24 protein-coding genes and 1 tRNA gene are annotated in these 26,566 nt (G+C 67.5%); 13 read left to right on the top strand and 12 right to left on the bottom strand.

What is annotated here, in order from left to right:
- Window positions 1-37 precede the first annotated feature (37 nt).
- Entirely contained in the window at window positions 38-439 is a 402-nt protein-coding gene (locus OG306_RS26465) for a response regulator (RefSeq protein WP_266905418.1), read from the bottom strand.
- Between the two features lie 242 nt (window positions 440-681).
- Between OG306_RS26465 and OG306_RS26460 the strand changes: the two genes are divergently transcribed.
- The 5 genes from OG306_RS26460 (at window position 682) to OG306_RS26440 (ending at window position 9,564) form a co-directional block, all read left to right on the top strand.
- Window positions 682-753, top strand: a tRNA-Arg gene (locus tag OG306_RS26460).
- A 336-nt stretch (window positions 754-1,089) separates the two neighbouring features.
- The gene (locus OG306_RS26455) at window positions 1,090-4,770 is read left to right on the top strand and encodes a DEAD/DEAH box helicase family protein (RefSeq protein WP_266748570.1); all 3,681 of its coding nucleotides are present in this window, start codon (window positions 1,090-1,092) and stop codon (window positions 4,768-4,770) included.
- Window positions 4,767-6,281, top strand: coding sequence for a restriction endonuclease subunit S (locus OG306_RS26450; RefSeq protein WP_266748569.1), 1,515 nt, complete (start codon window positions 4,767-4,769; stop codon window positions 6,279-6,281). The genes OG306_RS26455 and OG306_RS26450 overlap by 4 nt, the downstream gene beginning before the upstream one ends.
- Entirely contained in the window at window positions 6,278-7,897 is a 1,620-nt protein-coding gene (locus OG306_RS26445; RefSeq protein ID WP_371665670.1) for an N-6 DNA methylase, read from the top strand. The genes OG306_RS26450 and OG306_RS26445 overlap by 4 nt, the downstream gene beginning before the upstream one ends.
- A gap of 161 nt (window positions 7,898-8,058) precedes the next feature.
- On the top strand, window positions 8,059-9,564 hold the full coding sequence (locus tag OG306_RS26440) for an HsdM family class I SAM-dependent methyltransferase (RefSeq protein ID WP_266748566.1): 1,506 nt from the start codon (window positions 8,059-8,061) through the stop codon (window positions 9,562-9,564).
- 87 nt (window positions 9,565-9,651) lie between these two features.
- On the opposite strand, the gene OG306_RS26435 is transcribed toward OG306_RS26440, so the two are convergent.
- Together OG306_RS26435 and OG306_RS26430 are read right to left on the bottom strand one after the other, a co-directional pair.
- Complete coding sequence (locus OG306_RS26435) at window positions 9,652-9,846, bottom strand: DUF397 domain-containing protein (RefSeq protein ID WP_266748565.1); 195 nt, start codon at window positions 9,844-9,846, stop codon at window positions 9,652-9,654.
- Window positions 9,836-10,723, bottom strand: a complete 888-nt coding sequence (locus tag OG306_RS26430; protein ID WP_266748564.1) for a helix-turn-helix domain-containing protein — start codon at window positions 10,721-10,723, stop codon at window positions 9,836-9,838. The genes OG306_RS26435 and OG306_RS26430 overlap by 11 nt, the downstream gene beginning before the upstream one ends.
- 82 nt (window positions 10,724-10,805) lie before the next feature.
- On the opposite strand from OG306_RS26430, the gene OG306_RS26425 reads away from it, so the two are divergent.
- On the top strand, window positions 10,806-11,348 hold the full coding sequence (locus OG306_RS26425; protein WP_371665669.1) for an ATP-binding protein: 543 nt from the start codon (window positions 10,806-10,808) through the stop codon (window positions 11,346-11,348).
- Window positions 11,349-11,393: 45 nt separating this feature from the next.
- On the opposite strand, the gene OG306_RS26420 is transcribed toward OG306_RS26425, so the two are convergent.
- The gene (locus tag OG306_RS26420; RefSeq protein ID WP_371665668.1) at window positions 11,394-13,544 is read right to left on the bottom strand and encodes an AIPR family protein; all 2,151 of its coding nucleotides are present in this window, start codon (window positions 13,542-13,544) and stop codon (window positions 11,394-11,396) included.
- A gap of 179 nt (window positions 13,545-13,723) precedes the next feature.
- Here OG306_RS26420 and OG306_RS26415 point away from each other — a divergent pair, with 179 nt between their 5' ends.
- Window positions 13,724-14,431 carry a hypothetical protein gene (locus tag OG306_RS26415; protein WP_266748561.1) on the top strand — a complete coding sequence of 236 codons (708 nt, stop codon included), beginning with the start codon at window positions 13,724-13,726 and terminating at the stop codon, window positions 14,429-14,431.
- On the opposite strand, the gene OG306_RS26410 is transcribed toward OG306_RS26415, so the two are convergent.
- The 5 genes from OG306_RS26410 to OG306_RS26390 all read right to left on the bottom strand — a co-directional run bounded on the left by OG306_RS26410 (window position 14,371) and on the right by OG306_RS26390 (window position 19,226).
- The gene (locus OG306_RS26410) at window positions 14,371-14,856 is read right to left on the bottom strand and encodes a phospholipase (RefSeq protein WP_266748560.1); all 486 of its coding nucleotides are present in this window, start codon (window positions 14,854-14,856) and stop codon (window positions 14,371-14,373) included. The genes OG306_RS26415 and OG306_RS26410 overlap by 61 nt on opposite strands.
- A 178-nt stretch (window positions 14,857-15,034) precedes the next feature.
- Window positions 15,035-15,667, bottom strand: coding sequence for a response regulator (locus tag OG306_RS26405; RefSeq protein WP_371666273.1), 633 nt, complete (start codon window positions 15,665-15,667; stop codon window positions 15,035-15,037).
- Complete coding sequence (locus OG306_RS26400; protein WP_266748557.1) at window positions 15,667-16,962, bottom strand: sensor histidine kinase; 1,296 nt, start codon at window positions 16,960-16,962, stop codon at window positions 15,667-15,669. Before OG306_RS26400 ends, OG306_RS26405 begins: the two co-directional genes overlap by 1 nt.
- Before the next feature lie 243 nt (window positions 16,963-17,205).
- The gene (locus OG306_RS26395; protein WP_266748556.1) at window positions 17,206-18,585 is read right to left on the bottom strand and encodes an MFS transporter; all 1,380 of its coding nucleotides are present in this window, start codon (window positions 18,583-18,585) and stop codon (window positions 17,206-17,208) included.
- Window positions 18,582-19,226: a helix-turn-helix domain-containing protein gene (locus OG306_RS26390; protein WP_266748555.1), complete on the bottom strand. Its 645-nt coding sequence runs from the start codon at window positions 19,224-19,226 to the stop codon at window positions 18,582-18,584. Before OG306_RS26390 ends, OG306_RS26395 begins: the two co-directional genes overlap by 4 nt.
- A 67-nt stretch (window positions 19,227-19,293) precedes the next feature.
- Between OG306_RS26390 and OG306_RS26385 the strand changes: the two genes are divergently transcribed.
- The 3 genes from OG306_RS26385 (at window position 19,294) to OG306_RS26375 (ending at window position 21,775) form a co-directional block, all read left to right on the top strand.
- Window positions 19,294-19,473, top strand: a complete 180-nt coding sequence (locus OG306_RS26385) for a beta galactosidase jelly roll domain-containing protein (protein WP_266748554.1) — start codon at window positions 19,294-19,296, stop codon at window positions 19,471-19,473.
- Window positions 19,474-19,536: 63 nt separating this feature from the next.
- On the top strand, window positions 19,537-19,683 hold the full coding sequence (locus OG306_RS26380) for a hypothetical protein (protein WP_266905436.1): 147 nt from the start codon (window positions 19,537-19,539) through the stop codon (window positions 19,681-19,683).
- Window positions 19,684-19,870: 187 nt separating this feature from the next.
- Complete coding sequence (locus OG306_RS26375; RefSeq protein ID WP_371665667.1) at window positions 19,871-21,775, top strand: exo-alpha-sialidase; 1,905 nt, start codon at window positions 19,871-19,873, stop codon at window positions 21,773-21,775.
- A gap of 133 nt (window positions 21,776-21,908) precedes the next feature.
- Here OG306_RS26375 and OG306_RS26370 read toward each other — a convergent pair whose 3' ends face one another.
- Complete coding sequence (locus OG306_RS26370) at window positions 21,909-22,286, bottom strand: hypothetical protein (protein WP_266748552.1); 378 nt, start codon at window positions 22,284-22,286, stop codon at window positions 21,909-21,911.
- 142 nt (window positions 22,287-22,428) lie between these two features.
- Complete coding sequence (locus OG306_RS26365) at window positions 22,429-22,815, bottom strand: hypothetical protein (protein WP_266905438.1); 387 nt, start codon at window positions 22,813-22,815, stop codon at window positions 22,429-22,431.
- A 330-nt stretch (window positions 22,816-23,145) separates the two neighbouring features.
- Between OG306_RS26365 and OG306_RS26360 the strand changes: the two genes are divergently transcribed.
- The 3 genes from OG306_RS26360 (at window position 23,146) to OG306_RS26350 (ending at window position 25,855) form a co-directional block, all read left to right on the top strand.
- Window positions 23,146-23,433: a Scr1 family TA system antitoxin-like transcriptional regulator gene (locus OG306_RS26360; protein ID WP_323187804.1), complete on the top strand. Its 288-nt coding sequence runs from the start codon at window positions 23,146-23,148 to the stop codon at window positions 23,431-23,433.
- Window positions 23,434-23,458: 25 nt separating this feature from the next.
- Entirely contained in the window at window positions 23,459-23,632 is a 174-nt protein-coding gene (locus OG306_RS26355; protein WP_266748549.1) for a DUF397 domain-containing protein, read from the top strand.
- Between the two features lie 273 nt (window positions 23,633-23,905).
- Entirely contained in the window at window positions 23,906-25,855 is a 1,950-nt protein-coding gene (locus OG306_RS26350) for a S53 family peptidase (protein WP_266905440.1), read from the top strand.
- A 105-nt stretch (window positions 25,856-25,960) separates the two neighbouring features.
- Here the strand turns inward: OG306_RS26350 and OG306_RS26345 are convergent, their stop codons facing one another.
- Complete coding sequence (locus OG306_RS26345) at window positions 25,961-26,308, bottom strand: peptidase inhibitor family I36 protein (protein WP_432762240.1); 348 nt, start codon at window positions 26,306-26,308, stop codon at window positions 25,961-25,963.
- Between the last annotated feature and the right edge of the window lie 258 nt (window positions 26,309-26,566).

Raw genomic sequence — 26,566 nt, 5'->3', positions numbered from 1 at the left:
GACAGGGGCTGCCTCGCGACCCGGTTTCGCCATCCGGTCACCCGGCGGCGCGCTCCGCCCTCCCGGCGCCCTGTCTGCCGTCGAGCGCCGACGGGTCCTTCCGGGCCATCAACTGCCGTACGAGCCGCACCAGCTCACCCGGCTCGAACGGCTTCGCCAGGAACGCGTCGACTCCGTTGTCCGCCTCGTGGGGCGTGCAGGCGCTGACGATCGCCACGGGCACATGTCTGGTCCGCGGATCGGAGCGCAATCTGGTGGCGGTCTGCACACCGTCCAGCCGGGGCATGACGACATCGAGCGTGATCACGTCGGGACGGACCCGATGCACCAGATCGAGACACTCGACACCATCGGCCGCGGTCACGACCTCGAAGCCCTCAAGCTCAAGGTTGACCCTGATCAACTGCCGGATGACCTTGTTGTCGTCGACAACAAGCACGCGGCCACATGCCCCTGACACCCTTCGAGGGTAGGCGGGGTGTAGGGGCTGCGTCCGGGTTTTGCCCATTTCCGACCCCGGACGAGTGGTACGGCGAGGTGGCCGGATGTACGCAGAACGTTCCGCCCTCCCGCTCCCCGGGGGCCCGCGCAGCCACCGCCCGGCAGCGCCGAAATACCTGTTCACGGACACCCTGTGGAAGCTGGTAGTGTTTCTCCCGTCGCCGAGCAACACAGCGACACGCCCCCGTAGCTCAGGGGATAGAGCATCGGCCTCCGGAGCCGTGTGCGCAGGTTCGAATCCTGCCGGGGGCACTTCGCAGGAAGTGTCTTAAAGGCCTTCTGACCAACAACAACGTTGGGCAGGAGGCCTTTTTCATGCCTGTTCCTGCCACTCGCGAGAGACGCTGCGCGCGGACCCATGGCATCGTCGAGCACTCAAGCAAATCGACGGCACTTGCGGTCAGCGACTACCGAGACGACGACGATCTGGAGCAGCTCCATCTCCGCATCGTCGCCCCGCCCATCTCGAGGCTGAAAGCCGTGGCACCGCCATACCCGCAACGCTAGGCTCAAAGATCCTCACTGCACCCGAATAGCCCGAGGCTGGCTGGGTGTCCTCAGCTGGCCGAGAGAGAGCGTACGCATCTGATGAGCGCAGGTGGCGCGGCACGAACACCAGACTCCAAGCTTGCCCAACTCGCCCGAGCCTCACGCAACTTCGGTTTCCTGTACGACCATCTGCCACTGCTCGTCGCCTACGGCGCCGCCGCGGAGACCCATGTCTTCACCGACCCGAACACCTCTCTACTGAAGTCCCGCCAGTTCGGCGAGGCCCTCGCTTCCGATCTCGTTCTCCGGGGCCGCGTCCAATACTCCGGCAGCAAGCAGATCGAGCGCCTGGCGGCCCTGGACCGCGAGGGCTATCTGCACGGCAACGTGAAAGATGCCTTCCACGAGGTCCGCGTCCTGGGCAACAAGGCCAACCATGATGGCTACGACAACCCCGGCGACGCCTTCCGGGCGCTGCGGACCTGCCACCGGCTGGGCGTCTGGTACTACCGCCTCCTCACCGCCTCCCGCGACCAGCAGACCTTCGTGCCGCCGGACCCGGCGCGCACCCCGGCCGGAGAGAACAGGGCCCTGCGCACGCAGGTGGCGGAGGCCCGTCGTGCTCTGGAAGAGGCCCGCCTCAGCTACGAGGGGCAGGCTTCGCAGGCGCAGGCCGAGCAAGCCGCACGCGCCGCCGCCGAACAGGAGCTGGCCGCCGCCACCGCCGAGCGTGAGGATCTGGCCCGCCAAGTCGAAGCCATGCGCGACCGGCTCGCGGCGCTCCAGCAGGCGCAGTCCGAGGACGACGCCCGGGTGCTGCGCGCGCAGGCCGTCGACCGTACTGCCGCCTCCGAGGCCGTGGCGGAACGCGCCCGTCTGCTGGACAACGCCGAGCAGGCCGCACGCGAGCCTCTCACCGAGGCCCAGGTGCGCACGCGCCTGGACGAGATGCTCACCGAGGCCGGTTGGAGCGTCCAGGACGCCGGAGCCGACCTCAACCTGTACGTACAGGGCGATCGGCGTGGCACTGGTGTCGCGGTCCGTGAGACGACCACCGCGACGGGCCGCGCGGACTATGCCCTGTACGTGGAGCACAAGCTGGTCGGGGTGATCGAGGCCAAGCGTGAGGGCGCGGACCTGACCGCTGCCCAGGAGCAGGCCGACCGATACGCGGACCACCCCACCGACGCACAACAGCGCCTCATCGCCTGGCGCACCCCGCTTCCGTTCCGCTACGTCTCGGACGGCGGCGAGACGCGATTCCGCAACACCCTCGACCCGGACTCGCGCACCCGGAGGATCTTCTCCTTCCATCAGCCCCGCACTCTGGCCCGGTGGATTCGCCAGGCCGAGCAGGACCCGCAGGCGCCCTCGTACCGGGCGCGGCTGCGGACCCGGATGCCCGATCTCGACGAACGCCCCCTCCGTCCCGCCCAGATCAAAGCGGTGCGCGGGGTCGAGGAGTCCGTCGCGCTTGGCAAGGGCCAGCAGGGAACAGGCCAGTCCCGTTCCCTCGTACAGATGGCGACCGGTGCCGGCAAGACGTACACAGCCGTTACGTTCGCCTACCGGATGCTCAAGCACGCCCAGGCGGAGCGTGTCCTGTTCCTGGTGGACCGCAACAACCTGGGCGCCCAGGCACAGACCGAGTTCGAGAACTTCGTCACGCCCGACACCAACCGCGTCTTCGCCGATCTGTTCAACGTGCAGCGTCTTGGCGCCGAGGGCATGAACGCGTCCGCGAAGGTCGTCGTCTCCACGGTGCAGCGCTTGTACATGGAGCTGACGGGTGCAAGCGTGCCCACGAGGACCGGCGGGGACGGCGAGGAGGAGTACTCGTACGAGGTGCCCGGCGACATCACCGTCGGATACAACCAGGGGATCCCTCCCGAGTCCTTCGACCTGATCGTCGTCGACGAATGCCACCGCTCCATCTACGGCAAGTGGCGCTCCGTCCTGGAGTACTTCGACGCGCCGATCGTCGGCCTGACCGCAACACCCGTCGCGCAGACCTTCGGTTACTTCAACGGCAACCTGGTCAGCGAGTACACCTACCCGGAGGCCGTCGCCGACGGCGTCAACGTCGACTTCCAGGTGTACGAAATCCTGACCCGGATAACGGGTGAGGGCGGCGTCATCGCCCAAGGCACCATCCCGGTCCGCGACCGGCGCACCCGCCGACAGCGCTACGAAGACTTCGACGAGGACATCACATACAGCGCCGGGCAAGTCGGTGTCGGCGTGATCAGCAAGGACCAGTTGCGGACCGTCATCCGCACCTTCCGCGAGCGACTGTTCATCGAGATCTTCCCCGAGCGCGCCAAACGTGACGAGCAGACCGGTGAGCTTCTGTGGGACGAGATGTACGTCCCGAAGACGCTCATCTTCGCGAAGAACGACAACCACGCCGAGGAGATCGTCGAAGTCGTCCGCGACATCTTCGGTAAGGGCGACGACTTCTGCGCGAAGATCACGCACGCCGCGAAGAAGCCCGCCGAACGCCTCTCCGACTTCCGTAACCTGCCGCAGCTGCGTATCGCGGTCACCGTGGACATGATCGCGACCGGCACGGACGTCAAGCCGCTGGAGTGCCTGCTCTTCCTGCGGGACGTCAACAGCTGGGCGTACTTCGAGCAGATGAAGGGCCGGGGTGCACGGACCCTGTCGCTGACCGAGTTCGAGCGGGTCACGCCGGGTGTCGGCCCCAAGACACGCTTCGTGATCGTCGACGCGGTGGGGGTCACCCGGAAGGACAAGGTGGACGCGGGGCCACTGGAACGGCACACGGAGAAGGACCTCAACCTGGAGAAACTCCTCCGCCTCACCGCCCGTGGCATCGCGGAGGACGAGCATGTCTCCACCCTGGCCGCCCGCCTTGCCAAGCTCGACCTCCAGATGACGGACGAGGAACGGGCCGAGACGGAGAGCCTCACCGGCGGCGTGCCGCTGAAGACCATCGTGCACAACATGGTCGAGGCCGTCGCCGTCGACGAACAGGCCAAGACCCGCGAAGCCGCGGAACGCCTGGGCCTCGATCCGGAGCGGGCCATCCGGGACGCGGTCGAGCGCGCCCTGCGGCCGCTGGCATCCAACCCCGAGCTGCGCAACCGCCTGCTGGAGATGCGCCGGGCGAAGGACATCCTGTACGACGAGAACAGCCGGGATGCCCTGGTGTCAGCCGGCGCCGTTCCGGAGGACGAGTCGGCGGCGCACGACACCGTGCAGGACTGGCGTGCCTACATAGAGGAGCACCGAGACGAGATCGCGGCGCTCTCCATCGCCTTCGCAGCCGATTCGCAGGTCCCGCCTCGCGAGGCCCTCAAGCGCCTCAAGGACCTGGCCCGGTCCATCTCCCGCCCACCACGTGCTTGGACGGCCGACCGGCTCTGGCGCGCCTATGAGCAGGTGGGCGAGGCCGTGGCCGCGGATCGTTCCGCCGCCCGGACAGCAGCCGATCTGCTCGCCCTGCTGCGGTACGAGCTGGCGGGCGGCGCGGAGCACGGCACCGAGCCACCCCGCCCGCACGCGGAGGTGGTAAGAGAGCGGTATGCGGCCTGGCTCACCAAGCAGGAGCAGGCCGGTGTGACCTTCACCAAGGCCGAGCGGTGGTGGCTGGACCACATCGCCGGTGCCACGGTCGAGCGTGTACGCTTCGACACCGCCGACCTCGATTACGCCCCGTTCACTATGAGGAACGGCACGGACGGCTTGCTCGCGGAGTTCGGCGAGACGAGGGCGGAAGAGATCCTCGACGAACTGGACAGGGAGCTGGGCGCGTGACGCTGGAGCTGAATGTGGCTGTGGGGGGCGGGGCTGGAGGACCTGCCGGGCCTATTGAGGGATCCGCGGAGGAGTTTCCGGCGGGTTGGGCTCGGGCGCCACTGGGCGAGCTCGGCGAATGGTTCGGTGGGGGGACGCCCTCGAAGAAGCGGCCGGAATTCTGGACCGATGGCACCCTTCCTTGGCTCTCGCCCAAGGACATGGGGCCGGACGTTCTTGCGGCCACTCAGGACCTCATCCACAAGTCCGCCTTGGACGAGTCGGCCGTGAAGCTGGTTCCGGCGGGCTCGGTGGCTTTGGTTGTTCGCTCCGGAATCCTGGAGCGGAAGGTTCCCGTCACCTACGTTCCTTTTGAGGCAACCCTCAATCAGGACATGAAGGCAGTTTTCCCCCACGAGGGGATCGATGGGCGCTGGCTGGCGTGGGCCATTCGCTCACAGGAGCAGTACATCCTGGAAAACTGCCGCAAGCGTGGGACTACGGTCGCCTCACTTGAGGTTCCGTGGTTGATGAGCACGGAAATCCTGGTTCCCCCTCACGCAGAACAGCTGCGCGTCGCCGCCGAAATTGAGCAACAGATCGCTCGTATAGAGGCGGGTGAGACGGCAGCACGCACCGCGCTGACAAACGCCACCACCTTGGCCGAGCAAGTCACCACCCAAGGCTCTCGCGGCTGCTTGGAAGAGGTTGAGCTCTTCCAAGCAGCCTTGCCGAAGGCGGATATCGACGATGGCCCAATTCCCGACCTCCCCGCTGGCTGGAAGTGGGCCCGGCTCGGCGATATCGCGTCCGTAGTTGGCGGTGTCACCAAGGACAGTAAGCGCCAAGACGACCCGGAGTACGTCGAAGTCCCCTACCTGCGCGTCGCCAATGTTCAGCGCGGACAGCTAGTACTCGACAAAGTCACCACAATCCGCGTACCTCCGACCAAGGCGGATTCCCTTTATCTGAAACACGGGGACATACTCCTCAACGAAGGCGGCGACCGAGACAAGCTCGGACGAGGCTGGGTGTGGGAAGGTCAAATCAAAAACTGCATCCACCAAAACCATGTGTTCCGTGCGCGAGTAGCGCAGGATGAAATTCATCCGAAGCTGCTGGCCTGGCACGCCAATAGTTTTGGTAAGGCGTGGTGTGATCGGAACGGGACCCAATCCGTCAATCTGGCGTCTATCAGTCTCCGCAAGATTAAACTTCTCCCCGTGCCAGTCCCTCCGCGCGAAGTTCAGGAGCAGCTGGTGAAAACGATCGAGTTGCACCTGGAGAACGTGACGGCCGCCCGGACAACAGCCGAGAGCGCGTTGAGTCACGCCCAGGACCTCCGCGCCGCTCTCCTGCACGCCGCGTTCACGGGGACCCTCGTCCCCCAGGACCCAGCCGACGAACCGGCATCGACGCTGCTCGACCGCATCCGCGCCGAGCAAGGGACTAGGACTAAGAAGGCCCCTCGTAAGCGCGCGGCCCGCAAGCCCCGCCCCTCAGCGCCCGGTCAGGAAGAACTGCCTTCATGAGCACCACCCCCGCCCTAGTGAACAGCGCCACCTCCCCCACCCGTTTCGCCGGGGAGACGACCTCGACACTCGTCAACCGCCTCTGGTCATACTGCGAGCTGCTGCGGCACTCAGGCGTCTCCACCCTCGACTACGTCGAGCAGTTGACCTATCTCCTCTTCCTGAAGATGGCCGACGAGCGCGCCAACCGCCCGGCAAAGTTCCGCAAGAACATGCCGGAAGAGCCTCTCGTCCCGGAGGGACTGGACTGGCCAAGCCTCACCAGCCGATCGGCCGAGGATCTGCTGGAGCACTACGAGCACGTCCTGCGGGAGCTGGGCCGCAAGGGCGGCACCATGCTCGGCGAGGTCTTCACCAAGGCGCAGAACAAGATCCATGAGCCTGCCGTTCTGGAGCGGCTCGTCAAGGATCTGATCGACCCCTACACCTGGACCCGTGAGAACCAGGACCTCAAGGGCGATGCCTACGAAGGCCTCCTCCAGCGTGGCGCCGAGGACCGCAAGACCGGCGCGGGCCAGTACTTCACGCCCCGCCCGCTCATCGACGCCATGGTCGACTGTGTGCAGCCCCGGCCCGGCGAGTCGATCACCGACCCCGCATGCGGCACCGGCGGCTTTCTGATCGCGGCGCACGCCCACATCGCCGAGCGCTACGAGGACCAGCTGTACGGCGACCAGGCGCGCAAGCTTCAGACCGGCGCCATCACCGGCTATGAGCTGGTCCGGGAGACCGCCCGGCTCGCGCTGATGAACATGCTGCTGCACGGCATCGGTACGTCCGAGGGCCGCCCCTTGATCACGCTCCAGGACTCGCTGGCCAAGTCGCCGCACAAGTTCTACGACATCGTCCTGGCCAACCCGCCCTTCGGCGTGGGCTCGGTCACCGGCGAGGCGTACGGCGCCCGCAAGGACTTCTGGACCCAGACCACCAACAAGCAGCTGAACTTCGTCCAGCACATCTACACCCTGCTCAAGACGAACGGCAGGGCAGCGCTCGTCCTGCCCGACAACGTCCTCTTCGAGGGCGGTGCCGGCGCTGAGATCCGTCGCCGGCTGTTGGACCTCACCAACGTCCACACCCTGCTGCGGCTGCCCACCGGCATCTTCTACGCCAACGGCGTCAAGGCCAATGTGCTGTTCTTCGACAAGGTTCCGCCTCGCCCAGGCGGCAAGCCCGCCACCAAGCAGCTGTGGGTATACGACTTCCGCACCGACCAGCGTTTCACGCTGAAGCAGCGCGCCCTGCGCCGCGAACACCTGGACGGCTTCGTCGCTGCCTTCCACTCGGGGGGCACGGACTACTCCGCCCGGAAACCCAGTGATCGCTTCCGGTCATATGAGTACGATGAGTTGGTTGCTCGCGACAAGGTTAATCTTGACCTGACGGTTCTTCAGCCAGCTTCCGCCTCCGTTGCGCTTGCACCGCCGGATGTGATCGCCCAGGAGATTGTGGACGAACTGGAGACTGCCTTGGCCGAGTTCACCGCTGTCGCACAGGCCCTCAAGAAGACCGTCCGTGTGACAACCGAAGCTGCGACCGCCCCGGCCGCAGACAAGGACCCGAGCAGCGCTTCCAGCATCACCAGCATCACCGAAGAAGCAGACCGAGAGCGGTAGTCCGGCTCCAGTCCCTCGCCCACCGATGCCCAACACCCGGGCTCATGGCCAAGGGCCCTGCCGGAGTCCGCTCCGGAGATCGGGATTGTGAGCCTTCTGGGGCCGTACCGACGTACGGCCCCAGAAGGCTCACCGGTACTGACACAGGGACTGGGTGACACATGGTCAACGGGTTCGGCCAAAGCAACGGTTCGGCAGCGGGAACGGGTATTCCGCCGGAGAGCTCCTGGACAGAGGCGAGTATCACCGCACGGCTCTGGAAGTTCTACCGCGAAAAGACCAGCACCCGCGCCATCACCCAACTCCAGTTCGTGGAGCACATCGGCTATCTGCTCTTCCTCAAGCTGGACCACGAACGCGCCAACCGTTCCAGCAAGTTCGCCCGGAAGCCGGTAGCACCTGTCGACGCCTGGCCGAACCTGGTGCTGCTCAGCGGTGAGGCCCTGCACACCGGGCTCTCCTCCCTCATGAAGAAACTAGGCGACCAGGCCCTGGTCGACCACCCCGGCCAGCAGACCGCAAGCATGGTCTTCCGCGACGCGCAGCCCTGGCCCCTCGACCGTATGGCCGAGCTCGCCAAGCTGATTACCGACGAGATCGATCCTTACCAGTGGCGGACCGCCCCCCAAGCCGAACTGGGTCAGGCCTTCTCCTCGATGCTGCGTGACTGCGCCGAGGACATCGACCGCAAGATCGATACGGGTCAGACGTTGACCCCTGTCCCTGTCCTGAATGCCGTCAACAAGGTGCTCGGCGTGGGCCCGGACGACATCGTCATTGACCCGGCATGCGGCACCGGAACGACACTCATAGCGGCACACAAGGCGATGCAGTCCCATGACCGCTCCGCGATCGCCGGTGCCGATCTGGACCCGCAGATGTGCCGGCTCGCCACGATGAACATCCTGCTGAACACGGTGCGCCCCTTCTCCGACCCGGCCCCGGTGCGGCTCGCGGACACGCTCACGCGAAAGTTTCCGATCGTACGGGCCGAGTCCGGCGTCAACCCCACCGTGGCGATCTGCAACCCACCGTTCAAGAGCAACGGCGTGGTGCCGGACTCAACCATGCGGGACGATTTCCTGGCCTACGGGGACTTCCCCACGAACTTCCTCCAGCACCTGATGGTCACCCTGCCCAAGGACACGCGAGCTGCTGTGTTCGTACCCGACGGGGTCCTGTTCGGCAGTGGCGCCGCGGCCACCGTCCGCCGGGCCCTGCTGAAGAACTGCGATGTGCACACGCTTCTTCGCCTGCCCACCGGGCTGTTCCACCGCAAGGGCGTGAAGTCGAACATTCTCTTCTTCACCGTGTCCACCCCCAGGCCGGATCAGAAGGCCGTCACGGGCGACTTGTGGGTGTACGACGCCCGCACCGGAAACCACCACACGGACACGGGCAACCCTGTGACCGAAGAAGACTTCGACGACTTCATCGCCGCCTGCCTGCCTGCGGACGGCTTCGCCGCACGGACCAAGTCGAAGCGTTTCCGCCGCTATCCGGTGAACGACCTGCTGGACCGCCCGAAGACGAACCTCGACCTACCGGCCTACCTCGCCCCGGACGTTGAGGACTTCGGCTCCCCGAAAGAGATCGCCTTCGAAGTCGCGTCCCAACTCGACGAGGCAGCCGCACACTTCCGCAAGGTGGCGGAGGCCTTGCCGTAGTCGCGACGTTCGCGGGGAGGCGTCGTTGGGGTTCGAGCGTGAACCCAACGGCCCCTCCCCGCGCGCACGGTGGTCAGCCGCGGCTGCTCAGCCTTCAGCCGCGAATTGCACGAACGAGGCCCAGCCAGCAGACCGTACAGAGAGATGTGGTCGGCGTGTGTCCTTAGAATCGCGTACGTACACGCCTGCCGGAGTGACGGCTACTTCGATGCACTCTCCCCCCTCGTTGCCGCTGTAGCTGCTCTTGCGCCAGACAAGCCGTCGGGAGCTCTCAGTACTCATCGTTTGTATGAATCCTCTCGATCAGGGTCATGGACTCGCTCGGGGTGAGAGCCTGAGCCCTGATGCTGCCGTAGCGTGCGGCCAGGATACGAACCTCGTCAACGTCTGTAGCCAGTCGTGCAACGTTCTGCACTTCCGTGTACCCCACTTGCGGTTTCCCTTTGGGCGTGAGCAAGGTGAACGGGCCTCCCATGCCAGCATGTTCGATCCGGTTCGTGGGCATCACTTGCAACTCGACGGTGCGCAGCTCACCAAGCCCAAGCAGTCGCTCCAACTGCTCCTTGTGTACCTCCAGCCCTCCGACAGGCCGCCGCAGTACCACTTCTTCCACCACAGCGGTCACGATGGGCGGAGGCCAACGCGTCAGAATCTGCTGGCGGTCCATTCTTGACGCCACTCGCCGGTCGATCGTCTCTTCGTCAAGTAGCGGTTTGCGCATCTCATATAACGCGCGAGTGCGCCGTTCGGTCTGAAAGAGCCCCGGAATGTCGTGGTTGTTGTAGAAGTTGACCTCGACGGCCTCCGCCTCCAGCCGCGCGTAGTCCCGGAACCACGCCGGATGCCGCACCCTCGCCTTGGCTTTTGCCCGCGACACGTCGTCCTTGGTCGCCTTCAGCAGCCCTCCGCCACCGAGCAGATCGTCCGCTGCGTCCAAGAACTCCGGTTGTGGCGTTCTGCGGCCCCGCTCCAAGGACGAGACGAGGTCCTCGCCGTACCCAAGGCGGTCACCCAATTCCTTCTGGGTGAGGCCGGCCCGTTCCCGCAGCAACTTGACCTGCTTGCCCACAGCTCGGTTCAAGTCGACGAGACCGTCTGTTTCCTCCGCCGACGCATCGGGGCGGCCTTCGCTGTCGCCCTGGCGGGACCCTGATGTCATCACTTATCCCCCAACCCGCCCGCGCACCGCCCGGTTACTCTCGTCAACACGGACACGCAACCCTCAGCAGCGGTACAGGCGCGTGCCGTACCGGTGGTTCCTCTGGTCAGCGTACGACCAACCGGACACTCTCTGTCACGTGAAAGACGAAATCCGTAGCAGTCCTCTTGTGTCTCTCCTTGCACCTCACCCAGCGCACTTCCACCAGCAGTTCAGCGCGACACGGCGCGGGGCGCGTCTTGCCCGCCTGCTCGCGGTCGAGCAACTGGCGAGATGGGGGTGGGGCAGGGACAGCGACCCGATGGCGGCTGCCGCACACGTCGTTGCCGAGCTCGCTTCGAACGCCGTCACTCACGGCCACGTGCGAGGGCGGGATTTCCTGCTCGCGATGACACTGACTACTCGTCCGGAGGGCGCACCTGGCACTCTCCGGATCGAGGTAGCCGACTGCCGGGGCGAGCGACATCCCGCCCCGGTACCGAAGCCGTGCCCGGACAGTGAGCAGGGGCGGGGGCTGCTCCTCGTGGGTGTGCTCGCCTCCCGTTGGGGCGTCGAGCCCCGCTTTCCGTCCGGAAAAGTCGTCTGGGCCGAGCTGCCCAGCCCACCCGGGGGAAGCAGCACGTGATCGACCAGGCGCAGGCTCCTGCCCCTGTTCACCAGCCCCGCGCGGCTACGGCACGTCCTCCTCCAGCAGCTCCTCCCCATCGGAGATCCGCTGCCAGAGCCGCTCGGCAATTTCTACCAGCGTCCCTTCTCCCGGAACCCGCCACTGCTTGGGGCCCTGAACCGCGCTCCACTGTTCCTTCCAGTCGGCTGCATTCCACATCTGGGAAACCAGCCCGGTGGGCGAGTAGCGCCGGCCGTCGGCCTCCCAGAGAAGCGGTGTCTTGCGGTCGTTCACCCAGCTCGCGCGACGGCGGCGCGGATCGGCGTCGAGCCATGCGCCGATGGCGAGCTCCTCCACGGCGCTGGGGGCGTATTCCAAGCGAGTGCCCTCCTCGATGGCGTCGTGGTCGACCAGCAGGCGCACCGTCTGGGGTCGTCGTTGGCGCTTCCGGCCGGACGTCTCCATCAGGGCCTTGAGGTTCATCGGGGAGTCAGGTCCGACCCCCCGATCGAGTGTCCCGAGCACGGCCACGGCCAGCCGCGCACAGCGTTCCTCATTCGCGAAGGTGCTGGTGATGAAGCTCTTGTTGTTGAAGAGGGTGTCAACCATGCTGATGAGACAGGCCAGCACGGCCCGCACCTGGTCCGGAGTCTCAGCGAGCGTGTTCTCCCATTCACCCTCGGACTCGTCGAACCGTTCCCGGCCAATACGCTGGAAGACCAAGTGGGCGACGAGGAGCGCACCGCTGTCCGCCACCGCGGCCGGACGCCCGCTGAGCTTCGCTCGCGTTGTCGTCAGTTCGTCACGTACCAGCCGGAACACCTGGACGGCACGCCACACCTGCTGGGCGCTCGGTTGTTGTCCGAAGAGGCGGGTGTAGGCGCCGCCCTGCCCTTCGCTCCACAGAGCATTGGTGGAGCCTTTCACCCGGACGGCGAGCGACGAGTCCCGGTGCATGCAGGCAAGGGCCGTCGCAGCCTCCGTGACCGAGCAGCCCGACTCGGGTGCGGGGTCCAGCTCGCCCCGCCGGAACACGTACTCCTTGTCGAGGGACAGTCGGAAATCCTTCTGGATCTCGCTCTGGACGGGGTCGATGGCGATGAAGTCCCGGCGCTCCATGTGGTTCTGGGTGTTGGTGGCCTTGGTGATGGACCGGCCGAACCCCTCCGGCGTTCCGTCCAAAGAGATGATCCGCACGATGACGTATGCCTCTGCCACAAGATCGGCGTTCTTCTCGTACGCCCGGAATGCGGAGGTGACCGTCTGCGCGCCATTGACGACGCTGGCGTTGGTCAGGGTGAGGACGGTCGGCTGCCCCACCGCTCTCTTGAAGGGGTATTCCTGCGCGATCTCGTCGCACTGCACGGTGATGCCGTTGTGGCGGTAGAGAAAGCCCTCGGGGTCCTCCAGCATCGAGTCGACCATGGTCTGGTTGACCCCTGTCAGCCCGAGCGATCGACGCACGTTGCGGTCGTAGAGGCGCTCGCCATGCCCCTCGCCCTCCCCCTTGCCCCCGTACCAGCGCGCCAGCTGGTCGGCGCTGACCTCGCCGATCACAGCTTTGAAGGGAGTGTCGCGGGTATACCACTCCCGGTTCATGGTTGCCTTGAGTGTGATCGGCTGGGGCTCCAGATCCTCCCGGATCGCCCTGTGGAAGTTGGCCTGATTTACCACCCGATATGCAACGGTCCGCCCGAGCCCGCCGAACTCGCGCGCCGCCTCGTCGAGTATGTCGCGGGTCTCCTGAGACAGACGGCCATCTCCCATGAGCGCGATGACCAGGTTCACCTTGCAGGTGGGCAGCTGAAGGACGCCGTGGACACGGTCGGAGAGAAGTTGCAGCCTCTCGTTGAAGTGGTCGAGGTCGCGGTTGTCGAGCTTCTTCAGCCCGTGCACCAGTTTGAGGGCAGCCTCCGTATCGAAGCCGGCCGTCCCCTTGTCTCTCCACTTCGCCTGGATCAACCAGATTTCGGAACCCGACGCAGAGAACGCAACACAGTCGATCCCGAAGTCGTCACGGCCATCGATGACCCCGGCCGCCGCCTCCTCCGGAGTGCAGTCGGCGAGAATCCGGGCCGCCTTGGCAGACACAGCCCTCGACAGCAGCGCCGTCTCGCGCTCTTTGGGATCCTTCTTCTCAAAGTCATCCATGGAGATCAGACCTTGGAACTCCCGAAGCAACGCCTTCCTGATGTGCTGCACCTCGAGAGGCATTCCCTGCACGCTGCTACCCATTCCGCTCCCAACAGCCGTTGCTGACAGAACTGTTCAGGATATCCCAGCTACACAGTGGGCAGCTGGGATATGCGACAGGAGAAGACTGACATGGCGGGCAGGGGTGACCGCACAGACCCCGGCCGCGAGCAGCAGGAAGGGCGATAGAGATCCACCCGATGAACAGCTCCAGCGAGATCGCTGCCGACGAGCAGCCCGCGCGTCACCGTCGGCTGCCGGTCGCCGTCGATATCGCTCTGGTCTTCGTCGCCTGCGTCGCCGCCGCGATCGGCGTGGTCGCCTGCGTCGCCGACGATGTGTCGTCGGACCTGTCGGACCAGGAGATGAACTGCTGTTGGAAGGAAGGAGCCACCCCGGCCTGGATGAGCGGGCAGATGGGCATCCGTATCCCGGAGACGGCATCGGACCGGCGCGCGGGCTACAAGGTCGGGCAGCGCTACGACACCGGATTGCTGTCCTTCGTTCTGCCCAGCGAGGAGGCTGAAGCCAACACGGGCCGGCTTGTCCGGGAAGGCACCAAGATGATCGGGAACTTTCATCCCGAGAAAAAGGAATACCGGCCTGCTGCTGCCTTCGCCCATCTTGGGCTGGCCGAGCCGGAGACGTTCGTCCAAGGACTGCGGAAGACCAGCCTTTGCCCCGACGAACTCGACTCTCCTGAAGGCAAGTACCTTCAGCGTTGCATCGACCTGTTCGTGCACGAATTCAGGCCCGGCACCACTCGGATCTATGTCCGGTCGACCATCGAACCGACCGTGACGCCGCCTCCGGCGAGCCCCGGTCCGCGATCCGTGCTCACGCAGGTTCAGCGCGTGACCGCGATGGGAAAAGCGGCGGAGCCGAATTCGTCGGCGGCCTTGTGGTAGGTCCAGGCAGCGGCGGCGCAGGCATTCTTCTTCAGGCCCCGGTAGTTGGCGCAGACGCGCTTGAGGTCGGCGTAGAAGGCGTTGTCCAGGCGGGCCTTGTTGGCGGTGAAGGTGCCGGCGGCCTTGTAGTTCCGGTAGCCGAAGTCGTGGCGGGCGCAGGAGTTCTGGAAGGGGATGCCGAAGGGGTTGTCGGGGGCGGCCGTGCAGTAGTCGGTGGACCAGTCGAAGCCGTACGCGCTCCACGCGGACTGATTCCGGCGGGCGGCCAGCCAGGCGTGGTAGCTGCTCGCGCGGGTCTGCGTGAACCTGCTCAGGACCTGGGGTTTGTCGGCGGGGGCGGCCGAGGCCGGGGAGGCGGCCACGCCGAGCGTCAGAGGCAGGGCGAGAGCGGCGGCGGTCAGGGTGGTGGCGGGACGACGGTGCATCGAGCTCCTCCGTACGGGCTGCTGAACGGTGCCCGGCGGGGGACCCGCAGGGGCTTGTCCCAGCCTTGCGGAGGGTGCTGCGACGTCGCCGTATCGGCGGCGTGTCCGAGGGGCTGGGCCAGCTGTCCGGAGTAAAGGTGCGCGCGCCGACGTTCGCCGGTCGTGGACGCGTCGGGCCTCACGAGCGCAGGAACGCCAGCACTGCCAGCACCCGTCGGTGCGTGTCGTCCGCCGGGGGCAGGTCCAGTTTCGCGCGGATCGAGCCGATGTGCTTGCCCACCGCCGCCTCGGAGGCGACCAGTTGGCGTGCGATCGCCGCGTTGGACTTGCCCTCCGCCACCAGGCCGAGCACCTCGCGTTCGCGGGCCGTCAGGCGCTCCAGGGGATCGCGGCGGCGGCGCAGCAGCTGGCGTACGACTTCGGGGTCGACGACCGTGCCGCCCGCCGCGACGTCCTGGAGGGCGGTCTGGAACTCCTCGACCTGGCCGACCCGGTCCTTGAGCAGGTAGCCGATGCCCGAGCCGTCCCCGGAGTCGAGCAACTCCGAGGCGTACGTGCGCTGGACGTACTGGCTGAGGACGAGGACCGGGAGCGCGGGCCGGTCGGTGCGCAGGCGTACGGCCGCGTGGAGGCCTTCGTCCTGGAAGCCCGGCGGCATCCGGACGTCGGTGACGACGATGTCGGGTCCGTGCTCGGTGGCCGCCGCCACCAGGGCGTCGGCGTCACCGACCGCTGCGACGACCTCGTGTCCGAACCGGCCGAGCAGGCCGATCAGCCCTTCGCGCAGCAGCACGCTGTCCTCGGCCAGCACTACGCGGAGCGCTCGGTCTCGGTCCACTCGCAAGGAATCTCCATACGCAGCAGGGTCGGTCCGCCGGGCGGGCTGGACAGCGCAAGTCTGCCATCCAGTACGGACACCCGGTCCGAGAGTCCGGTCAGTCCGGTGCCCTTACCGGCGTCCGCTCCGCCGCGGCCGTCGTCGCGCACTTCGACGGTCAGGCGGCCGTCCTCGTGACGGCCGGTCACTTCGGCGCGGCTCGCCCCGCTGTGCTTGCCGACGTTCGCCAGCGCCTCGCAGACCACGAAGTACGCGGCGGCCTCGACCGCTTCGGACAGGCGTCCGGGCAGGTCGATGCCCACGTCCACGGGGACGGCTGACCGGTCGGCCGCGTCGGCGATCGCCTCGCCGAGGCCGCGGTCGGCCAGGACCTTGGGGTGGATGCCCTGGATCAGGTCGCGGAGTTCGGCGAGGGCCGTGCCCGCTTCGCAGTGGGCCTTCGCGAGCTGGTCCGCGAGGGGGCCGGGCGAGGCGTCGAGGCGGGCCAGGCCGAGCGTCATGGTGAGGGCGACCAGGCGCTGTTGCGCACCGTCGTGGAGGTCGCGTTCGATCCGGCGGCGCTCCGCCTCGAAGGCATCGACCAACCGGGCTCGGGAACGCACGAGTTCGGTGACCCGCTCCCCCAGTTCCGGCTCCCGGGGGGCGATGAGCATCCGGGTCAGTTCCGCGCGTGCGACGGCCACCACGCCGAGCACGTATCCGCACACCCCGAGCATCGGCAGCCCCACGAACGCGACGCCGATCGCCTCCGGCCAGGAGGTCACCGTCCAGAGCTTGAGTACGGGTGCCTCGGTGCCGTCATAGAGCATGGCCATCATCACGGGCGTCGCCAGCAGGCCCAGCGGCACGCTCAGCGCCATTCCGACCGCCAGCAGGTCCAGCGGCCACAGCAGAGTCGCGAACGCCAGCGCGTAGCCCAGTTCCCGCCAGGTCGCCTGCTCGCGGAAGCGGGTCCGGGCCCAGGGCAGGAGCCCCGGTTCGGCCGGTTCGTGGTGCGGGGTGGGGGCGGGCCTGCTGTCGACCAGCCGCAGCCTGCGGCGCTCCAACGCGGCCACCGGCACTCCGGTGAACGCCAGCAGCGCGAGCAGTGGCAGCCCGATCAGCACGATGGCGAGCGCACTGCCCACCGACACCCCGATGACGATCGCCAGCAGCACCACAATGCCGACCGGCGCGCTGCTGAGCAGATATCCGGCCGACCGCCAGGGCCAGGCGGAGAGCAGGTAACCGGGTCGGGCCATGGCCTGCCACACGTTGCGTGAGCGCATGGCACCACCGTAGAAGCCCGTTCTCTGCTCGAACCATCCCTCCAGGCCGAGGACCTGCGGTATGGCCTGCCCCACCCCAGGACTCGGTCCGGCGGTCGTGAACGGCGCGGCTCCGCACGAACCGGCCGGCGGCGAGCGGTGGCGGCGACACTGCCGCGCGAACGGGCCGTGTGTTCGCGAACAGGCGCGGCACCCTTCGGTCACCCATGCGCTTGCGCGGTCTTCGGATTGTTGGTCCCGGCGCTACTGATCGGCATGTTGGTGATGAGGGTCGGAGCCGACGGCGCTCGGGGAGGACGACACAGTGTGCGGGTGTGGCTGAGGCGTTGCCGCCGGAGTCGGGGGTGTGGGCCCGCTGCGGTGCATCCACAGGAGAGCTCCTGCAAGCAGTGCGGTGCCTCCCAGCAGCCACGGCAGCGGACCTGACGGAAGGACACCGATAACCAAGCCCGTGAGCGCTCCCACCAGTTGCAGAGCGAGAGACTGGACGGACAGCGCGGTGGCCCGGCCCGAACGTGTGACACGGTGGTGCAAGAGGTCGTTCTCACTCGGCCCGGATGCGCCGAGCCCGAGGTAGACCAGGCCGTAGCCGATGGCCGCGAGGACCATGGAGCCCACTCCTGTGAACGCCGCGGTGACGCCGAGCAGAAGCATGCCGCTCGCGCTCGCGCCGAGGCTGACCATGACCGCACGCTCGCCACTGCCCGCAAGCCGCGCGGTCAGCGGTGAGAGGTGGCTGCCGATACCCGAGCAGATGAATCCTGCGCAGGCGAGTGCGGCAAAGAGCACCGCCCCCGACTCCGACGCGCCCGTGAGGGCCGCGGCACGACCCGGCGTGAGCAGTTCGATCGCGACCAGGGCGCTGCCGGCGGCCCCTGCGCTGAGGAGCACCCGGCGGATCAGCGCATCGTGGCCCCCCAGCCGCAGTCCGCCCACGACGGTGGCCGGGATCCCTCGGAGTACCACGCGCAAGGTGGCCGCCGGTCGGGGCGGCTCCCGCAGAGCGGTCAGGACATACAGCACGAAGGCTATTTCTACTGCTGCGCCGAGCAGCATCGGAACGGAAAGGGGCAGCACCAGCTCGGACGTTGCCTCGCTCAGTCGGGCGCCGAGGTCGGGGCCGAGTCCGAGCAGCCAGGGAAGGGCACCGCCGAGCAGGGTGCCGGTGGCGAGGGCGGCGGATGTCGCGGTGCCGCCGCGGGCCAGCCCGGTGTGCAGTTCGGCGTCGGGGCCGGAGTGCGCCTGGACGGTGTCGACGTACCAGGCTTCGGCCGGTCCGCTGGACAGGGCACGGCCCGCGCCCACCAGAGCCATGCCGAGGCCGAGCAGCCAGGGGGCGGTGCCCAGACCCACGAGGATCAACGCGGCCAGGTTCAGCAGGCCGGCGGAGGCCAGAACAGCGCGGCGTCCGAGGACGTCGGACAGTCCTCCGGTGGGCAGTTCCAGCGCGGCGGCGGTGAGGGAGTGCGCGGCGAAAAAGCCCGCGATGGCCGCCATGGTCATGCCGCGCTCGGTGAACAGCAGGATCTGGGGAGCGATGCTCAGCCCCAGCGGCAGACAGAACAGAACGCAGACCGTGATGTAGCGGCGGCGTGCGGTGCGTATGTCCAGCGGGCCGGTCATGACGCGTCCTCGGCATCTGTCCCCGCAGGGGCAGAGGTGTCGGCCTCAGTGCCGGGGCCGCGCGGCGCCAAGGGCAATCCGGCGGTGAGGAGTATGACCTGCGCAGCGCGCGGATCTTCTGCATCGCGGGTGGTCAGTTCCTCCAGCTTCCGATCGAGCACGTCCCAGAGTTCGGTGAGCGACTCGGGGGTCAGACGGGGCATCAGGTCGCTGATCCCGGACGGTTCCACCCACTCCTGTCCCAGCCGCCCATCGGCGATGTCGGCCTCGTGCCGGACGAGAGAAGCCTCCAGGTGCTCGATCTGGGCCCTGCGCGACAAGCTGACGTAGGCGCGGCTGCCCGGCGAGTCCTCCATCGCCTTGCTGCTCCAGGAAGTCACGGCGTGCACCGCCTGCCAGCGGCGCTCCCGCCCGTCACGGTGTTCGGCCTCGGCGACGAACGCGTACTTCGCCAGAACCCGCAGGTGATAGCTGGTGGAAGCGGATGACTCCCCGGTCCTGACCGCGAGTTCACTCGCGGTTGCTGGGCCGTCCTGCCGCAGCAACCCGAGCAGCCGGATACGTAGCGGGTGCGTGAGGGCCTTCAGGGCTGCTGCGTCCCGCTCGGGATCGAGTACGCGTCTCTGCTCGTCGCTGACCATGACGGGAGAGTAGAACCATCAGAGGCTCTCCAAAAGTATTTTTGCAGAAATTATTCTGGAAAGCCGGATGCCGCCAATACGGTGTGCGGTGGTATCGCACCGCCGTCGACCTCGATCTGCCCGCGGCGCCGACACCGAGGTGGGGCTGCGCATCGAGGACGCCTCCGCGCGAGCGGCGACGTACCGGGCCCAGATCTTCGTCAACGGATGGAACACAGGCCCATACGTCAACAACGTCGGGCCGTAGAGCGAGTTCGTCATCCCGTCGGGCTTCCTCAAGGCCCGCGGAACCAACACGGTCGCCCTCGCCGTGACCGCCGAAGAGGCCGGCGCCGGCCCGGACGCGGTGCGGCTCGTCGACCAGGAAACCGTGCTCGGCAGGGTCGGCGGCGAACAGAACGCCTCTCCGGGCTGCCGGGCTGTTCACGGCACGACCACATCGGTCAGAGAGGGCTGACTCGCGTTCCGTCGTCGGTGTCACCCTCGCCACCAACTCCCCCACATTCCCTGATCTTTCACGGTTCCAGCCATTGACGTGCACCCGGGGCACATCTACGGTCCGAGACATCAGACCTCCGACATCTGATGTCTAGTCCAGTAGGGCCGCCGCCCATCAGTACGCTTCCGAGGAAGGCATCTCCGGCATGAAGAGAACCGCTCCGGCCACCGTGGCAGCAGCAGTCGCCCTGGCACTGGCGACGGGCACCGCATTGGCAGCGCCCGCGCATTCCGACACGGGGACCCTCTCCCAGCAGGACCTGGCGACCGCAGGCACCGGCTCCCCTTACTACCGCATTCCCGCGCTGACCACGACGGAGTCCGGAACCGTTCTGGCGGCCTACGACGCCCGCCCGACCCTCGGCGACCTGCCCAGCAACATCGGCATCATGCTGCGGCGCAGCACCGACGACGGCCGGACCTGGCAGTCGCAGCAGATCGTCCGCAAGGACCCGTCCCCGCACGGCTACGGCGACCCGAGCCTGCTCGTCGACCGACAGAGCCGCCGGATCTTCCTCTTCTACGCTGCCGGACAGAACCAGGGGTACTTCGGCAGCGCCACCGGCACGGACGAGAACGATCCGAACGTGCTCCAGGCCGATTACAGCTACTCCGACGACGACGGCCGCACCTGGAAGCACCGCCGCATCACCCACGAGATCAAGGATCCCGCCTGGGGCGGCATGTTCGCCGCCAGCGGCCAGGGCATCCAGATCAAGCGTGGCCCGTATGCGGGGCGACTGGTTCAGCAGTACTCCGTCCGGTACAAGAACGGCAACTGGGCGGCCAGCGCCTACAGCGACGATCACGGTGAGACCTGGCACATGGGAGAGCTGGTGGGCCCCGGCACCGACGAGAACAAGAGCGTGGAGCTGGCCGACGGCCGTCTCATGCTCAACGTCCGGTCCAGCCCCCATCGCCTCGTCGCCTACTCTTCCGACGGCGGTGCCACCTGGTCCGGACTGCACGCCGACCCGAACCTGATCGACCCGGGTGACAACGGTTCCGTCATCCGTTGGAACCCCAATGCCGCGCCGCGCAGTCCGGAGGCCCACAAGCTGCTCTTCAGCAACAACGAGAGCACCACCGACCGCGCCAACACCACCGTCAAGATGTCCTGCGACGACGGCAGGACCTGGCCGATCCGCCGCACCGTCGAGGCGGGCCCGTCCGCCTACTCCACCCTCACCCGTCTTCGCGACGGCTCCGTCGGACTGCTCTACGAGCGCGGTACGTCCCACCCCTACGAGAAGATCACCTTCGCCCGCTTCGGCGACGACTGGCTGAACGGCGTCTGCGCGCCTCTCACCGTGACCCCGCCGGAGTCGCTTCCCGCGGGCCGGACCAGCGGCTTCACCGTGATGGTCACCAACCAGGAACGGAACCGCCTCACGGGCGGCGAGCTTCGGCTCGACCTGCCCGACGGATGGTCGGCTCCGGCGGTCAAGGTACCCACGGTCCCCAGCGGGGGGCAGATCTCGGTCACCGTCCCTGTGACCGTCCCGGACACGGCGATCGCCGATGCGTACCCATACACCGCCCGCCTGACCACCGACAAGGGCAGGTCGTACGCCGCCGACACAGCAACGATCAAGCCGGGCCTGAGTGGCCAGGTCCCGGTCGATCGCAAGAGCATCACGATCGCCTCAGTGGACAGCGAGGAGACCGCCGCGGAGAACGGCCGCGCCGCCAACGCCATCGACGGCAACCCGGCCACCAAGTGGCACACGGCGTACAGCCCCTCCGTCGCCCCGATGCCCCATCAGCTGACCCTCGATCTCGGCACCACCCAGCCCGTCTCGGGTCTGCGTTATCTGCCCCGCCAGGACAGCGGCGCCAATGGTGACGTGGCCCGCTTCACCGTAGAGATCAGCGACGACAACGAGTCCTTCCGCCAGGTCTTCGCGGGCACCTGCAGCGGCTCGAAGAATGAGAAGGAGGTGACCTTCGCCGCGCAGCAGGCTCGCTACGTACGGTTCACCGCATTGAGCGCCGTGAACGGCCAGCAGTTCGCGGCCGCCGCGGAAGTGACCGTACTCCGGGCCCCCTGACCTTCTGCGCCCGCGCCCATCGACAGCGGTTCTGGCCTGCCGGTGTTCCCGCGTCGGTCACGGGAACACCGAGCAGGTCGGTCCGCTGGGCCAGCAAACGAGCCGGCCCGACCCGGGGCGACCACGGCGCGGCCTACGAGTCCAGGTCGTCCGGTCCGCCGGAACCGATCTGTTCCGCTCGCAGCGCCAGATCCTGCAGTACGTCGGCGGAGGACACGTCCGTCTGCCCGGAGTCGTGCACCTGGGCCAGCATCGCGAAGGCCAGCGTGAACGCGCCGACCAGCTGCTCCACCGCACCGCCGACCTCCCGGCCGACCAGGACCGCGACCTCTTCGATCGAGGCATCCTCGGGGATCGTGATCCGGGGCATCGTCTCGTTCAGGAGCGCGGTCACCACGCTCGAGTCGGTTTCCACGTCGTCACGGTCGACGTTCTCTTCGAGGAGCCGACGGATCTCCCCCGCCTCCGTGAGGATTCCCACCACACGCTTCACCACTTCGCTCTGCTCCATCCAGCGAGCATAGGCGCGGAGACGTGCGGTCGGTGATCTGTCGGCGTTTCCCGCAGCCGTCGGTCCGAGATGACGAGGCCCGACTCGACCGGGCGGGTGAGCGAGCGAGCCCGGCGCCGTCGGAGCCTGGTCCACCACGCACTCAGCACGGGAAGACCTGGCCCGCGCGCGTCGTCGCCCCGTCCTCGGTCCGCACCGTCACGGGCTCCGACGCGGGCAGCCGCAGGGCCGGGCCGTCGTCCAGCCCGATGACGACCGCGAGGCCGCCGGACGCGTACCGCTCACTGCGCACGCTGCGAACGGTGTGCCAGGTACCCCATGCGCGTACCGACTGTCCCGGCCGTACGGTCACCGCCGCGACCTCCGTACCGACGGGCAGGGCTACGGGGACGGTTCCCGGAGCCAGCAGCTCCGCCCAGACCGTCTTCCCGATGCCGCCCCGCCGCTCGTCCACGCCCCACCGGTCCGCCAGTGCGTCGACGAGTTGGAGGCCGCGGCCGGTCGTTTCGAGCGTGCCGGGGCGCCGCATCCGTGGCCGTCCCTCCCCCGCGTCGCTCACCTCCAGCCGGAGCAGTGCCCCGCGCCCCTCCACAGTGCTCGGGCGCCAACTCGGCGACGAACTTCGGCGCTTCCGCGGAGCCGCCGGCCTCACCACCGCCATCGCGGCGGAGGCCTGGACTGCACGAAGGGCAAGATCAGCCGCATAGATAATGGCCACGTTCCCGTCCCTACGCCTGATCTTGTCGCACTGATGAAGGCATATGGGGTCACTGATCAAGCTGCCCGTGAGCGCCTGGAGGCCCTCACGCGCAGGGCCAACCGGCGTCGGCGCGACGGCTGGTGGCACCAGTACGCCGATGTGCTCAGCGACACCTTTCGGGACCAGATCGAGCTCACCGTCCAGGTTCTGCCGTTCGAACGCGGGGCGCATTCAGGTATGTTCGGTCCGTACCTACTGCTCAGCTTTCCGCAGGTTTCGTCTCTCGACCTGGCACTGTCGGAGACTCCGACCGGCAACATCTGGACGGAGCGGGAGCCCGAAGTCGCCCGTTACCGCGCCCTTTTCGACGACGCGCGCACAGCGGCACTGCCGCAGACGGAATCGCTCGCATTGATCCATCGCATCGCCAAGGAGCATCAGCAATGACCCTGCCATAGGTCCAGCACCTGACATGATCCGGGCGGCGTGGCGCACAAGCAGCTACAGCGGCGGCCAGGGCGACTGCGTGGAGATCGCCACCAACCTCCCCCACCTCGTCCCCGTCCGCGACAGCAAGCGCGCCGCCGGGCCCGTGATCGGGTTCGGGCGGGGCGCCTGGCAGGCGTTCGTGAGGGATCTCGGGTAGCCCCCGCCCTCGGCGCCGCCGGGCACCGGCAGGAAGCCGGTCCCCCGCCCCGCGGCACCCTCCGCCTGGGCCGGCAGCGCACACGAGTGCGATACGCCCTCGTGCGTAATCTTGGAGGATCCACACCAAGTACCCCATTGTCACGCTCACTTGGTCGATTCTTGGTGAATGCATGCCCCTTACATGAGGGGTTCCTCGCCAGAGTGGCGCATTACATGTGCACATCATCCGGCACATGCTCCACACGCGAAGAACCACATCGCAGGGGGTTATATGAGAACCAGCCGCGCGAGAAGTCGCGCCGTGCTGAGCATGGCAGCGACACTGCCACTGCTCGCCGGTGCGCTCGCCCTCGGGATACCGAACGCCAGCGCCGACTCCGCGCCGAGCGGACGGAACGCGCTGCAGGGCACCAAGCCGGCCTGGGCGACCGCCGCCGCCGACCAGGGGGCCTCGGCCGACAGCGGGAAGGTCGGTATCCGGGTCCATCTGTCCGGACGGGACCCGAAGGGGCTGGCCGCCTACGCCGCCGCCGTGTCCGATCCGCAGTCCGCTTCGTACGGGAAGTATCTGAGCGCCAAGCAGGCGCAGGCCCAGTTCGGGGCCACGCAGCAGCAGATCGACCAGGTCAGCCGGTGGCTGAAGTCGAACGGGCTGACCGTCACCGGAGCCAACCAGCACTACGTGTCGGCCACCGGTGATGTCGCCGCCACCGAGAAGGCGTTCGGCACTCAGCTGCGCAACTACCGCAAGGGCGGGCACACTTACCGCGCCCCGGCCTCCACCGCCTCCGTGCCCGCCGCGCTGAGCGATGCCGTTCTCGCCGTCTCCGGCCTGGACAACGCGCCGCACAAGTCGACCCACGACGAGACGCTGCCGCCGCCGGACGATGTGTTCCGCAACGCCGGCCCCTTCTCCTCGTACTATGGATCGAACACCGCGTCGACGCTGCCGAAGGCCTACGGGCACACGGTGCCGTACGCCGTCAAGGGCTACACCGGCAAGCAGCTGCGCGCCGCGTACGGGGCGGGCGACTGGACCGGCAAGGGCGTCACCGTCGCGATCACCGACGCGTACGCCTCGCCGACCATCGCGAAGGACGCCGCCGAGTACGCCAAGCGCAACGGTGACGCCCCTTACCGTCGCGGGCAGCTCAGCCAGGTGCTGCCGGCCGACTACACGAAGACCGAGGAGTGCGGGGCCTCCGGCTGGTACGGCGAGGAGACCCTCGACGTCGAGGCCGTGCACGCGGTCGCGCCCGACGCCGACATCGTGTACGTGGGTGGCGCCTCCTGCTACGACGACGATCTGCTGGACGGACTGAACAAGATCGTCGACCACCGGCTCGCGGACATCGTCTCCAACTCGTGGGGCGACATCGAAGCCAATGAGACCCCGGACATCGCGGCAGCGTACGACCAGGTCTTCAAGATGGGCGCGATCGAGGGCATCGGCTTCTACTTCTCCTCCGGCGACGACGGCGACAACGTCGCGTCCACGGGCACGAAGCAGATCGACGTGCCGTCCAACTCCGCCTGGGTGACGTCGGTCGGCGGCACCGCGCTGGCCGTCGGCAAGAACGACAAGTACCAGTGGGAGACCGGCTGGGGCACGCTGAAGGCCAACCTCGCCGACAACAGCAAGAGCTGGACCGGCTTCCCCGGCGCGTACACCTCCGGCGCGGGCGGCGGCACCAGCTCGACGGTGAAGCAGCCGTCCTACCAGCGCGGAGTCGTCCCGGACTCGCTCGCGCAGGCGAACGGGAAGCAGCGGATGCGCACGGCCCCGGACATCGCGGCCGTCGCCGACCCGAACACGGGCTTCCTGGTCGGCCAGACCCAGACGCTGCCCGACGGCTCGCTCGGCTACGACGAGTACCGCATCGGCGGTACGTCGCTGGCCGCGCCGGTCATCGCCGGTGTCCAGGCGCTCGCGCAGCAGGCCCGGCACGGTCTGCCCATCGGGTTCGCCAACCCGGCGATCTACGCCCGGTACGGCTCGAAGGCGTACCACGACGTCACCGACCACCCGCTGGGCTCGAAGAGCGACCTCGCGGTGGCCCGGGTCGACTTCGCCAACGGTTTCGACGCCACGGACGGACTGCTGACGTCGGTGCGCAGCCTCGGCAAGGACGCCTCCCTCAAGGCCGTCAAGGGGTACGACGACGTGACGGGGGTCGGGACTCCGGCGCCCGGATATGTGAACTCGTACCGTCGGCACTGACGTACGGGTTGATGACCCGGCTGCCCCGGAGCCGCTGCTCCGGGGCAGCCGTTCGTACCGCAACGCTGCACCGGCCCGACCCGTCACGGACCCGTCAGACAGGTCCTAGCAGGCTCGCCATGAGGTGATTCTGTCGTTGGCTGTCCGTCCGATATTGCCGCGCGATTCGCCCGGGCTCACGATCGCCAGGACCGATCCGCCGTAGTTGTCGTTGTCGTAGAAACAGACCCGGGAACCGGTGCGGTTCCAGAGGGAGGTGGTCAGATCGTTCATCGCCCTGCCGACGTTGGCACGGTCCGTTCCCGGCACGAAGAGGAAACGTCCCTCGTAGTTGCTGTCGCCCCACACGCATACGTAATTTTTGGGGCAATCATTGGGGTTGGCGCTCGCCGGCGCCGCTCCCGTGACAACCGAGGCTGCCGCCATGCATGCCCCAGCGATAACACCGGACATCAGAGTCCTCTTCACAGGCCTCCGCCTTTCTCTCGCGGTCTCCGTACCACCCGTAGACGAAACCCTCGTTTCGCAATGGCGGCGTAATCGTCAAATTACCCTGCTGGCAGGGCTGTCGGAGTTATTCCGTGGCCCGGAAATACGTGCGGCGGATGAGCGGTTTCAGGCCGACGGGATTCGCGCCATAGGGAATGCACTACACCGCGACTTCCGGGGGGCGATTTCGCGGTGGGGTTCCCGGCGTTTTGGCATTCCCGG

This window comes from Streptomyces sp. NBC_01241 (assembly GCF_041435435.1).
Lineage (GTDB): Bacteria > Actinomycetota > Actinomycetes > Streptomycetales > Streptomycetaceae > Streptomyces.
The sequence above is the reverse complement of the archived record's forward strand: the minus strand, read 5'-3'. Positions and strand labels throughout refer to the sequence as shown.

What these genes read in the sequence shown, in the direction of transcription:
- OG306_RS26455 (WP_266748570.1), top strand. Translation starts at nt 1,090, where the DNA reads ATGAGCGCAGGTGGCGCGGCACGAACACCAGACTCCAAGCTTGCCCAA.
- OG306_RS26445 (WP_371665670.1), top strand. Translation starts at nt 6,278, where the DNA reads ATGAGCACCACCCCCGCCCTAGTGAACAGCGCCACCTCCCCCACCCGT.
- OG306_RS26440 (WP_266748566.1), top strand. Translation starts at nt 8,059, where the DNA reads ATGGTCAACGGGTTCGGCCAAAGCAACGGTTCGGCAGCGGGAACGGGT.
- OG306_RS26435 (WP_266748565.1), bottom strand. Translation starts at nt 9,846, where the DNA reads ATGAGTACTGAGAGCTCCCGACGGCTTGTCTGGCGCAAGAGCAGCTAC.
- OG306_RS26430 (WP_266748564.1), bottom strand. Translation starts at nt 10,723, where the DNA reads ATGACATCAGGGTCCCGCCAGGGCGACAGCGAAGGCCGCCCCGATGCG.
- OG306_RS26420 (WP_371665668.1), bottom strand. Translation starts at nt 13,544, where the DNA reads ATGCCTCTCGAGGTGCAGCACATCAGGAAGGCGTTGCTTCGGGAGTTC.
- OG306_RS26415 (WP_266748561.1), top strand. Translation starts at nt 13,724, where the DNA reads ATGAACAGCTCCAGCGAGATCGCTGCCGACGAGCAGCCCGCGCGTCAC.
- OG306_RS26410 (WP_266748560.1), bottom strand. Translation starts at nt 14,856, where the DNA reads ATGCACCGTCGTCCCGCCACCACCCTGACCGCCGCCGCTCTCGCCCTG.
- OG306_RS26400 (WP_266748557.1), bottom strand. Translation starts at nt 16,962, where the DNA reads ATGCGCTCACGCAACGTGTGGCAGGCCATGGCCCGACCCGGTTACCTG.
- OG306_RS26395 (WP_266748556.1), bottom strand. Translation starts at nt 18,585, where the DNA reads ATGACCGGCCCGCTGGACATACGCACCGCACGCCGCCGCTACATCACG.
- OG306_RS26390 (WP_266748555.1), bottom strand. Translation starts at nt 19,226, where the DNA reads ATGGTCAGCGACGAGCAGAGACGCGTACTCGATCCCGAGCGGGACGCA.
- OG306_RS26385 (WP_266748554.1), top strand. Translation starts at nt 19,294, where the DNA reads ATGCCGCCAATACGGTGTGCGGTGGTATCGCACCGCCGTCGACCTCGA.
- OG306_RS26375 (WP_371665667.1), top strand. Translation starts at nt 19,871, where the DNA reads ATGAAGAGAACCGCTCCGGCCACCGTGGCAGCAGCAGTCGCCCTGGCA.
- OG306_RS26370 (WP_266748552.1), bottom strand. Translation starts at nt 22,286, where the DNA reads ATGGAGCAGAGCGAAGTGGTGAAGCGTGTGGTGGGAATCCTCACGGAG.
- OG306_RS26365 (WP_266905438.1), bottom strand. Translation starts at nt 22,815, where the DNA reads ATGCGGCGCCCCGGCACGCTCGAAACGACCGGCCGCGGCCTCCAACTC.
- OG306_RS26355 (WP_266748549.1), top strand. Translation starts at nt 23,459, where the DNA reads ATGATCCGGGCGGCGTGGCGCACAAGCAGCTACAGCGGCGGCCAGGGC.
- OG306_RS26350 (WP_266905440.1), top strand. Translation starts at nt 23,906, where the DNA reads ATGAGAACCAGCCGCGCGAGAAGTCGCGCCGTGCTGAGCATGGCAGCG.
- OG306_RS26345 (WP_432762240.1), bottom strand. Translation starts at nt 26,308, where the DNA reads ATGTCCGGTGTTATCGCTGGGGCATGCATGGCGGCAGCCTCGGTTGTC.